Raw genomic sequence first — 8214 nt, forward strand, 5'->3', positions numbered from 1 at the left:
TTCAGCGGCTGCCATTTTCCTGTAATCCAGCCTTCCGATACTGTCTGCCCTCCGCCTTCTGCCGCAGTACCGTCCCTGTCCTGTTTTTTCTTTTAAGCAAACTTTCCCGTATAAAGCTGATAATACTTCCCTTTTTCCTCCATAAGCTGTTCATGGTTTCCCCGTTCAATAATCCTTCCCTGTTCCATAACCATGATGCAGTCAGCATTTTGGATGGTAGACAGCCGGTGGGCTATCACAAATGTCGTCCGCCCCTTCATCAGTTCATCCATGCCCCTCTGTACCAGTTTCTCCGTCCGGGTATCGATGGAGGATGTGGCTTCATCCAGGATAAGTACAGGCGGATCCGCCACCGCCGCCCGGGCAATCGCCAGCAGCTGCCTCTGTCCCTGGCTCAGGCTTCCCCCGTCCCCGGTGAGAACCGTCTGATAACCTTCCGGCAGACGCCGGATGAAGCCGTCGGCATTTGCCAGCTTCGCGGCAGCCCTGCATTCCTCGTCGGTGGCCTCCAGACGTCCGTAACGGATGTTATCCATGACGGTTCCCGTAAATAAATGTGTGTCCTGAAGGACAATTCCGAGTGAGCGGCGAAGATCAGCCTTTTTTATTTTGTTGATATTAATATTGTCATAGCGGATTTTCCCGTCCTGGATATCATAAAAACGGTTGATCAGATTGGTAATCGTAGTTTTTCCTGCACCGGTACTTCCCACAAAAGCAAGCTTCTGTCCGGGTTGGGCAAACATTTTAATGTTGTGAAGCACCATTTTTTCTTCATCATAGCTAAAATCCACATCATCAAAGGTTACATCCCCTTCCAGCTTCGTATAAGTTACTGTCCCCTCTGCCTTATGAGGATGCTTCCATGCCCATATCCCCGTACGTTCTCCGGCCTCGGCAAAAGTGCCGTCCGGCAGCTGCCGTGCATTTACCAGCTCCACATAACCGGCATCCGTCTCCGGCTCTTCATCCAGCAGCTCAAAAACCCGCCCTGCCCCTGCCATGGCCATGACAATACTGTTCATCTGCTGGCTGAGCTGGGTAATGGGCTGTGTGAAGCTTTTGTTCAGAGTCAGGAAAGAAACAAGAGTCCCCAGGGTCAGGCCCGCATAGCCGTTCAATGCCAGGACTGCGCCCACAATGGCACAAAGTACGTAGCTGATATTTCCCAGATTGGCATTAACAGGCATCATGATATTGGCAATCCGGTTTGCCAGATCCGCACTGTTTCTAAGCTCCCCGTTTATTTCCCGGAACCGCTCCAGGCTCTGTTTTTCATGGCAGAAAACCTTCACCACCTTCTGCCCTTCCATCATTTCCTCAATGTAACCGTTCACACGCCCCAAATCCGACTGCTGCTTTACAAAATACTGTCCCGACAGTCCGCTGAGCCTGCTTGTGGCAAAAAGCATGACCCCCACCATGAACAGAGTGACCAGAGTCAGGGGAATATTCAGGAGAATCATACTCACCAGAGTCATAACCACCGTAACAGCAGAATTAATTACCTGAGGAATGCTCTGCCCCATAAGCTGGCGCAGCGTATCCACATCATTGGTGTATACGGACATGATATCCCCATGGGCATGGGTATCAAAATATTTAACCGGCAGGGATTCCATATGCGTAAAAATCCGGATACGGAGATTTCTCATCGTCCCCTGACTGACATTCACCATAATCCGGTTATAGCCATAAGCGCATACGATTCCTGCTGCATATATAACAGCCAGTGATCCCAGCGCCTTCAGCAGAGGCGTGAAATCGGGATTCCCTGTGTTTGTCAGGGGAAGGATATAATCGTCTATAAGCGTCTGCATAAAAAGCGTTCCCTTCAATGTACATAAGGCAGCGGCTATGATGCAGATAACGATAATCCCCAGCTGAACCCCATACTCTTTTATCATAATCCCAAGCAACCTTGCTATGGTTTTTCCCGGCTTCTGAAGTTTTCCGGTTTTCACAGGAGCCGAAGCCTCCTGCATTTCTTTTTTCTGTATTTCAGGCATAAACCGCACCCGCCTTTCCTGTTTCTTCTATGCCAGCCCCGGGCTGCTGATCAAAATCTCCTCCGCCTCCCGTCTGTCCTTCATATATTTCCCGGTAAATAGCATTGGATTCCAGCAGTTCTTCATGACTTCCGAACCCGTTCAGTTTTCCGTTGTCCAATACGGCAATCCGATCGGCATCCCGGACGGATGAGATCCGCTGGGCAATAATCAGTTTGGTGGTCCCCGGTATTCGTTCCGCAAACGCACTCCTGATTCTGGCATCCGTTGCCGTATCCACTGCGCTCGTCGAGTCATCCAGAATCAATATCTTAGGCTTCTTTAAAAGCGCTCTGGCAATGCAAAGGCGCTGTTTCTGCCCGCCTGATACATTGGAACCGCCCTGTTCCAGATAAGTCTCATAGCCATCCGGGAACCGGTTTATGAATTCATCGGCACAGGCCTGACAGCAGGCCTCCATGCATTCCTCCTGTGTGGCATTTTCATTTCCCCACCGCAGATTTTCCAGTATTGTCCCCGAGAAAAGAACATTTTTCTGAAGAACCACCGCCACCTGATTCCTGAGCGCTTCCAGGTCATAATCCTTTACATTCCGGCCGCCCACCCGGACCGTGCCCTCCGAGGCATCATACAGACGGCTCACCAGATTGACAAGGCTGGATTTACCGCAGCCGGTGCCGCCGATAATTCCAATCGTTTCTCCGGAACGTATATGCAGATCGATATCCGTCAGCGTTTCTTCCCTCTCTTCCCCCTCCAAACCTTTTCCCGCCTTATATGCGAAGCTCACATGGTCAAAATCAATCCTGCCGTCCGGAATTTCTTTGACCGGATTCCGGGCATTTTCCATATCCGGCACCTCTGTCAATACCTCCGCAATTCTCCTGCCGCTGGCCGCGCTCATGGTCATCATGACAAAAATCATGGACAGCATCATAAGGGACATCAATATACTCATTACATAGCTGAACATGGATGTGAGCTGTCCGGTGGTCAGAGCCCCCGCTACCACAAACCTGGCTCCGAACCAGGAAAGAAGAAGAATGCAGCCGTAAACCACCAGCATCATCGCCGGATTGTTGAAGGCAAGAATCCCTTCCGCCTTTGTAAACAGCCGGTACAGGTTCTGTGCTGCCCGGGTAAATTTCTCATTTTCATAATCTTCCCTTACATAAGATTTCACAACCCGGATGGCAGAAACATTTTCCTGGACACTGGCGTTTAAATCATCATATTTCCTAAATACCACATCAAAAATGCGCGTGGCATGGCTCATGATGAAAAGAAGCACTGCCGAGAGCACCACGATAGCCGCCACAAATATCAGACTCAGCCTCGCGTGGATGGCAAAGCACATGACCATGCTGCATATCAGCATAAGAGGTGCCCTCACCGCAATACGCAGAATCATCTGATAAGAATTCTGGACATTGGTGACATCCGTAGTCATCCGGGTAACAAGACCGGCAGTACTGTATTTATCAATGTTGGAAAAAGAAAAGGTCTGTATGTTTTCATACATTCCATCACGCAGGTTGCAGGCAAAGCCGGAAGAAGCCCTGGCGGCAAATATCCCTGCCAGCACACCCGAAGCGAGGGACGCCGCTGCCAGAACCAGCATCAAAATGCCGTAACAGTATACATTTTTCATATTTCCTGCTTCTATTCCTTTATCTATTATCTTTGCCGTAACAAAAGGAATGAGCACCTCCATCAATACTTCCAGCGCCGTAAAAAACGGAGTGAGCAGTGAAGCCTTTTTATATTGTTTTACCTGTCCAAGCAGTGTTTTAATCATAACGTTGCCTCCTGGATTTTCTGTCTTTCTCCTGCTGTTCTTTCCCATGCGTTCAGGTTTTCCAGCATTCTGTCGGTCAGCTGTGACAGCTGCTCATAATCCGCTTCGGAAAATCCCCGGTAGATACCTTTCATGAAAGCTTTCATTTTCCCATCCAATTCCTGCTTCATCTGCCGGGCTTTATCAGTGAGCCGGATATGCTTCAGCCGATCATCCCCGGATGATGTCTGCAGGATGATATAGCCCTTCTGCCTTAATTTTTTCAGCTGCATGGAAACAGCTGCCTTGGATATTCCCAGTTCCATATGTAAATCCCCGGAAAACATTTCCTGTCCGGCTTCCTCCGACAGCAAAAATATAAGTACTTCACTTTGGGCAGCCGTCAGATCATTTTCCATAAATATCTGATCGATTTTCACAGAAATCAACAGACTTAGTTTTTTCATGCGGCGCAGAATATTATCTTCTCTTATCTCTTCCATCTCCTATCCTTTCTTCCATTTATTCCATTGTTTTGCATAGACCTACGGTCTGAAATATTACAGCTTAAATATTAACTAGTTAACTATATTTACAAGTTATACAACAAAACAAGTGGAAAGTGAAATCAAAAAATGTTATTATTAATAAAAGAATTTAATTAAATTCTTTTATAGATAGGTAAAAAGGAAGTATCATTATGAATACGATTCAGCTGGAATGTTTTCTTGCAGTATCCGAAAATCTGAATTTTGCACGTGCCGCGGAACAGCTGCATATTACCCAGCCTGCCGTAACCCATCAGATCCATTCTCTGGAAACAGAGCTGAATACCAGGCTTTTTGTCCGCACCACACGATCTGTGGAGCTGACACCCGCAGGGTTTGCATTTATCAGTGATGCCAGTGACATTCTGGGACGTACCCGGGCTGCGAAGGCACGTTTTTCCGGCGGCACTCCCGGACAGATATCTGAGTTTTTTATCGGCTGCCTTGGGCTGCCGGAGCAGAACCTGATCCCTCCCGTCCTCCGAAATCTCAAAAAAGATTTTCCCCAACTCCATCCGATCATCAGGCAGGCTCCTTTACCCCTCATGCAGAATCAGATTCTGGAAGAAACCATCCATGTATTGTTCGGCTTTGCGGAAGAAACAGAAAGAATCGGAGAACCTTTTCCTGTTTTTTCAAAAAAGACAGGCATTTTTGCCATACTGGCAAAAACACCTGTCTCCTGTATTCTTTCCCCGGAGCATCCTCTTGCCTCCAGAGAAAGCCTTTCCTTTCATGATTTGAAAGAGCTGAGCATTCTGGCCTGTGAACCCCGCCATACTCCTGCTGTCATTTCCTCCGCCATAGCTCCCCTGATTGGACAGCGGTCTCTGGAAAATATCTATTTTTGTGATAACCTGTCCTCCATTTTCATACTTGCCAAAGCGGGACTTGGCTTTTCCCTGGTACCCGATATTCCCGGGCAGCGGGATCCCGGACTTTCTTACATTCCTATGGAAAATATTCCTCCTCTGCAATTTGGGCTTTATTATAAGAATCTAAGTACACATCCGGCATTGAAACGGTTTATTGAATTGATGCAGGAGGAGTTTAAGTAAACTCCAGGGCATCACACAGTTTTTCCATTACTAATTTAATAACAGTAAGTATAATTTTAAACAGAGCTATTCTGTCTCCGCCGGATTATCGGTAAAGTTTTCCTGTTCCTGAACTAATGATTCCAACTCCTGTTCTTTCTCTTCCGAAGTTTCCATGCTTTCCATCTGCTCCGTTTCTATCGGATCCTCTATTGATTCCTGTTCTGTTTCCTTACTTTTTTCTTCGGACGGCTGCCGTGAAACTTCTGTATAATCATCATAAATATGCGGGATGTACTCCTTTTGAGACTGCAGTATGGCATTTGGGGATCCTATTTCAGCTGTATCCGCATTATATACAATATGCACTTCAATAATCTGGCCGTCAACAAATCCGCATCCGGCCGCCCATCCTTCCGGCGTTGCATTTGTCTTTCCGCATGACAGCTTGTCATATGTATGGGAAGACATTTTATCACAATTGCAGGGATCTCCTACAAAATGTTTCGGACTCCTGTAGATAATCCCCATACCGCAATCAGGATGCATAAAACGGGAATTTTCATGTACATCCCAGTTATCATTCCGGGAAGTATGTGTCAGTCCCAGACAATAAGGCTGACACGTTGCTTTTGTATAACAATTTGCCGAATGCTGATGATAGAGCCTGGTGGTAAAGCAGCCCTCGCCATTAATCGCATCTCCCGTATGATAATGGTATGTATACTCTATTTCTCCCGGCACCTGTTCTGCTCCGATTACTATTTTCTGAGGCACTGCAAGAATTGCCTGCTGCAATTCAGCAAAAGCCGCGTCATCGGCAACTGTAACATTTTTAGTGAGCAACGCAGTTGCCAACAGTTTTTTACCGTCACTCACAGATTGAAAAACCGATTGCAATGAATTATCCAGATTATTTAATCGGATATCCATTTTTGACTCCATAGAATCAATCCGCTCTGTAATCGCTTCCCTGCCGCCGGAAATTTCTTGTTTTACAGAAGCAAAATATTCTATATTATCTCCGGCCATTGATTCCAGCTTTTGCATTACCTCTGCTTTACTGCCTGCAATTGCCAAGGTAACAGCATTATAATTCTGTCCGACATTTGCATCTACTTTCTTCAAGCCCTCCAATACCTCTGTTTTTGTATCTGAAACCTCCTGATTAACAATCGTCACATTATCTTCTATTTGCCGGAATCCACTGCTTAAATTATGATTTATATTTTCAAACTGCGCTTTTAACGTATCGGTCTGTGTCTGAAGAGATATAAGAAGGGTGTCAAAATTTGATGTATTCTCTTCCGAAAAGGAAGCATTTAGTTTTTCTAAAACAGAAAGCAGTTCTTTATGTTTTTCTTCCCCTCCGGTTTTCACAGAAACAATTAATTTTGTCAGTTCCTCATGAGTTTTATCAACAGATACATTGATCTCTGTGAGATTGTTATTAATACCCGTAAACTTTTCAAGAATTGTCTCCATCCGTGATAAATCTGTATTATTAATATCCTTCAATACATCCATTATCTCCTTTTGGGTACCTGTTATATCGTTATTTACCTGATCCAATTGTTCCATCAATTTTTTGACTTCATCCGATAGGTTTTGTTCCAATGTATCCCTGCCCTGTGTCAGTTCTTCATCGCTTTTCTTTTGATTGATTGTTAAATCAAGTATTTTATCCCTATTCCTTTCAACTGTTTCTTTCAAATCTTCTAAATACGCAGTTATTGATGTTAAATCTTTATTCATTTGATCGAAAAGAAGGTTCTCTGTGGTGGAGATACTGCCGTTGATTTGCTCCTCATCCTCGTTTATCAGATGTGATAATTCCGAATCTAACCTGCTTTCTGCCAGAAAGGTTGTCATATCGGCAGTTTCCGTTTTGCAGCCTCTGTCCCTGTATATGGCAGAAATACAAAGAAAGCCGAGGAACAGAATGGCGGCAAATGTAAGCATTAAAATAAATTTCTTTTTCTTCTTTAATAATACCGTTTGAACAGTTTTTTTCATTTATGCTCCTTTTCTGTACTTATGTACGTAAATGCTCAATCCTGAAAAATCAGAAAAGTGCTTTGGTTAAATAAGTTACTTCATTCCATTACATGGTTGAATTGATGGAGTTATTTGCCCCTGAGGCGGTTACCAAACGGTTATGATAGTATGTCCGTTTGATACATTACTTGCGGGAATAAATAATTAAAGGGGGGAGGGGTAGTAAAATGCATATGCAGGTGATGGTACAGGCCGATTATAAAGAACAAGAAATGGAAGAGATGAGGATTAAGGATATGAAGAGTACTAAAAATAATCCAGATAAAATACCTGAAAATGAAAACCTTTATTGTGATAGTTGGATTTTGATATTGAATAGAGACATCAGAAATTCATTAGTGAGGAATAACCGTTTACAAGATTATTGATATCGAAGAAAAGTATTAGAATAATTATCTTATTTAAAAAGCCATCATTAATAAATATGCAATACTTGATTACATATTTTTAAGCAAAATTTTAGTTCAGCCTGCCATATCTTTTCCATAGAGCGGGATATCCGGCCTTCAGGTGTTTTCTGACATACCTGTCTGCTCCATGAATTCCCCGACCGTTTTGGCTTTGACCGCTTCTATGTGCCATTTTTTCAGAAGCGAAAGATCGGATTCCAAAAGGATTCTCTCCCGCAGTCCGTCTGGTATTTCGCCCAGATTCTCAAGCAGATCCAGTAAAGTGTACCCCTTGTCAAGGACAAATTTAAGAAGAAGGGATACTATGTTCTGAATAGATATTGTTATATTTCTTCTTCCTTTTCTGGTTCATTTATTATTCCTCTAAGAGGATAA

At 44.5% G+C, this 8214-nt stretch carries 6 protein-coding genes; 2 read left to right on the forward strand and 4 right to left on the reverse strand.

The features are described 5' to 3' along the window. Window positions 1–92: 92 nt before the first annotated feature. The 3 genes from BLA28_RS02595 to BLA28_RS02605 are packed head-to-tail and all read right to left on the reverse strand — an operon-like array spanning window position 93 to window position 4289. On the reverse strand, window positions 93–2009 hold the full coding sequence (locus BLA28_RS02595; protein ID WP_081329805.1) for an ABC transporter ATP-binding protein: 1917 nt from the start codon (window positions 2007–2009) through the stop codon (window positions 93–95). Next, a complete protein-coding gene (locus BLA28_RS02600) occupies window positions 2002–3807 on the reverse strand; it encodes an ABC transporter ATP-binding protein (RefSeq protein WP_069155903.1) in 1806 nt (601 codons plus the stop codon). The genes BLA28_RS02595 and BLA28_RS02600 overlap by 8 nt, the downstream gene beginning before the upstream one ends. Beyond that, the gene (locus tag BLA28_RS02605) at window positions 3804–4289 is read right to left on the reverse strand and encodes a MarR family winged helix-turn-helix transcriptional regulator (RefSeq protein WP_044972825.1); all 486 of its coding nucleotides are present in this window, start codon (window positions 4287–4289) and stop codon (window positions 3804–3806) included. Before BLA28_RS02605 ends, BLA28_RS02600 begins: the two co-directional genes overlap by 4 nt. Before the next feature lie 197 nt (window positions 4290–4486). Here BLA28_RS02605 and BLA28_RS02610 point away from each other — a divergent pair, with 197 nt between their 5' ends. After that, window positions 4487–5392, forward strand: a complete 906-nt coding sequence (locus tag BLA28_RS02610; RefSeq protein WP_069155904.1) for a LysR family transcriptional regulator — start codon at window positions 4487–4489, stop codon at window positions 5390–5392. A 66-nt stretch (window positions 5393–5458) separates the two neighbouring features. Here BLA28_RS02610 and BLA28_RS02615 read toward each other — a convergent pair whose 3' ends face one another. Then, window positions 5459–7387 carry a phage tail tape measure protein gene (locus tag BLA28_RS02615; RefSeq protein WP_069155905.1) on the reverse strand — a complete coding sequence of 643 codons (1929 nt, stop codon included), beginning with the start codon at window positions 7385–7387 and terminating at the stop codon, window positions 5459–5461. 209 nt (window positions 7388–7596) lie between these two features. Here BLA28_RS02615 and BLA28_RS02620 point away from each other — a divergent pair, with 209 nt between their 5' ends. Then, window positions 7597–7797, forward strand: a complete 201-nt coding sequence (locus BLA28_RS02620; RefSeq protein WP_069155906.1) for a hypothetical protein — start codon at window positions 7597–7599, stop codon at window positions 7795–7797. Window positions 7798–8214 lie beyond the last annotated feature (417 nt).

Source organism: Eisenbergiella tayi, assembly GCF_001881565.1.
Lineage (GTDB): Bacteria > Bacillota > Clostridia > Lachnospirales > Lachnospiraceae > Eisenbergiella > Eisenbergiella tayi.